General features: G+C 63.7%; 2 protein-coding genes. One reads left to right on the top strand and one right to left on the bottom strand.

The annotated features are described in order from the left end of the window. Nucleotides 1-122: 122 nt before the first annotated feature. Nucleotides 123-590, top strand: a complete 468-nt coding sequence (locus tag ACEK02_RS00195; protein ID WP_371419807.1) for a hypothetical protein — start codon at nt 123-125, stop codon at nt 588-590. Nucleotides 591-876: 286 nt separating this feature from the next. Here ACEK02_RS00195 and ACEK02_RS00190 read toward each other — a convergent pair whose 3' ends face one another. After that, complete coding sequence (locus ACEK02_RS00190; protein ID WP_371419806.1) at nt 877-2,403, bottom strand: ABC1 kinase family protein; 1,527 nt, start codon at nt 2,401-2,403, stop codon at nt 877-879. Nucleotides 2,404-2,723: the final 320 nt, after the last annotated feature.

Raw genomic sequence — 2,723 nt, 5'->3', positions numbered from 1 at the left:
ATGTTGATCTGCGCATGAGAGCCTTGGAGCACATACGTCGCACGTCCGCTATTGGGCGGGAGCCGCCAACCGATCGCGAAGGGGTCGAAGACGGCGAAAACTGTGTGGAGAGCTGTCATTGAGTGGAGAGCCGCATCCGACTACCCTCTGTCGTCATGGCGTCCCCAGAATTACCATCGACCGTCCATGAGGCGATCCAGCACTTTTGCTCTGACGGTGACGCACTCGCGTCTGCTGGCAGATATGAAGAAGCCATCGGCGAATATAATCGAGCGTGGGAAATTGTCCCCGAACCAAAGAGCCAATGGAATGCATCTACTTGGATTTTAGCGGCAATCGGCGACGCGGCGTTTCTCGCAAATTACAAGACCTCGGCGAAAGAGGCGCTGGAATATGCGATGGTTTGTCCCGACGCGGTGGGCAATCCGTTCCTTCATCTTCGCTTGGGTCAGGTGCTATTCGATATGGAGGAGCATGATCGTGCTGCCGACGAATTGATGCGGGCTTATATCGGGGCTGGAGCGGATTTGTTTGCCGCCGAAGATCAACGATACCTTTCGTTTCTCCGCACCAGAGCCGCTCTGGATTAAACGTCCGGAATTGGACGCTTCCTGCCCTATCAGTTTTCGAGCTCCAATATCAAACGTCGGGAGCCAGCCAAGCCAGCAGGACAAAGCCGCCGAAGATCAGCGCGAGGATGACAATCGCCAAGACGGGTCCACAAGAAGTTTTTCGGCGCTTTTCCGGTCCTACCATTGCCGAAAGCTGCACTAAGGGCTGGTTTCGGGCAACCGGAGCGGCGCGGTTTGATCGCAAGCGGCCGACCAACGCTTCCTGCATCTGAAGCAACCCTGCACAGCCATTCGTCGACCGGCCTCAGCCCAGCATCATCGCCACCGCAACCATCACCGCCCCCGCCAGGATCGCCCCCGCAATCCAGCGCGCGCCTGCCACGATCGCGCGAGACGGATCGGCATGCGGCGCGTCCACCGGCTCCTGCTCCAGTCGCCGGATCACCGCGCGCACCAGTCGCGGCGCATCCCCGCCGATCTTGCTCAGCTCCCATGCGAGCGCTTGCAGCACCGGTGCCCAATGGTCGGGCGAAAGCCGCGCGCGCGCCATGCGCAGCGACGCGCGCTGCATCGCGCTCGCCAAATCGAAATCGGGTTCGATCGCCTGCAGCACCCCGTCGATCGTCATCAGCGCCTTGAACATCAGCAGCAGGTCGGGCGGCATCGTCATGCCTTCATCGCGCAGCAACGGCAGCAAATCCGCCACGAACGCGCTCAGTTTGATCGGCCCGCCGCCATGCCGCGCGATCAGCCGCTCGGCCGCTGCCTGTATGCGATCCTGCGCGACACCGCTGCCCGCGCTCCACGCGCCGAACACGTCCGCCAATTGCTCGGGATCGGCCGAGGACAGGGATTGCACGAACGCGATCACTTCCTCGCGCCGCCGTGGCGACACATGCCCGATCATCCCCAGATCGAGCAAAGCGATGCGGTTGCCCGGCAGGCACAGCAAATTGCCGGGATGCGGGTCGCCGTGAAAGCGCCCGTTGATCATCACCATGTCGAGCACGACATCGGCGCCGAGCGCGGCGATCACCGCAGGCTCGAGCCCGGCCGCCCGCAAGGTCGCCGCTTCGCGCGGCGGCACGCCCTCGATGAAATCCATCACCAGCAGCGTTTCGGAGGTCCATTGCCAATGGATTTCGGGGATGACGACGCGCGGATCCTGCGCGAAATCGGCGCGCAGGCGATCGGCATTGCGCCCCTCGCTGGTAAAATCGAGCTCCTCCAGCACCGCTTGCGCCAATTGCCGCACCAGTTCGCGCGGACGAAAACGCCGCGCTTCGGCGCTGCTCGTTTCCGCCAGCGCCGCCAGTTCGGCGATCAACCGCAAATCCGCCTCCATGCGCGGGCGGATATCGGGGCGGCGGATCTTGAGCACCACCTGCGTCCCGTCGCTCAGTTTCGCCCGGTGGACTTGCGCCATCGAAGCAGCGGCGAGCGGCAGCGGGTCGAAGACGGCGAACGCGGTTTCCGGCGCTTGCCCCAGCACGGCTTCGACGGCGGGCCGCAGCGTCTCGAACGGCAGGGTCGGTGCGCTGCTGTGGAGGTGTTCGAGCTCGGCCACCCATTCGGGCGTCAGCAAATCCCCGCGCGTCGCCAGAATTTGCCCGAGCTTGACGAAGGTCGGCCCCAATTCTTCCAGTGCCTGGCGGGTGCGTCGCGGCAGCGTTTGCGGTTCGTCCGTCAACGCCTCAGCGGCAGTGGCCCGCTCCAGGCCGAAGCGCGCGAGCAGGATGCCAAGGCCGAAGCGCGATGCGATCTGGACGATTTCACTCAGCCGCTGGCGGTCGCGTCCTGCAACCAGCAAGGTTTTGATCATCATGGCCATGCCAATACCTCATACCGACAGCTCAAAGATCCTCCCCGGCACGGAGTTTTGGGTCGAATCGTCCCCCGGACGACCCTTGACCATGCGGGGCATGGTCAACCCAAAACTGGGGACCCTGAGCATTTAGCGAAGGATGGAGGGGGCGCGTCACACGCGCACCGCTCATAAAAGGAAAGAGCCGACCCGGCAAAGCCGTGTCGTCGGACGGGCCTTGCCCGCCGGCCGCGCTGGTCAGCGTGGCGAGGCGCAGCCTCGCTCTCGCTGGCTGCGCGGTGGGAGCCGGAACGACCCGCAGCGAAATCGTTGTGGCTGCTTCCTTC

This window comes from Tardiphaga sp. (genome assembly GCF_041424195.1).
Taxonomy (GTDB): Bacteria; Pseudomonadota; Alphaproteobacteria; order Rhizobiales; family Xanthobacteraceae; genus Tardiphaga.
The sequence above is the reverse complement of the archived record's forward strand: the minus strand, read 5'-3'. Positions and strand labels throughout refer to the sequence as shown.

What these genes read in the sequence shown, in the direction of transcription:
- ACEK02_RS00190 (WP_371419806.1), bottom strand. Translation starts at nt 2,403, where the DNA reads ATGGCCATGATGATCAAAACCTTGCTGGTTGCAGGACGCGACCGCCAG.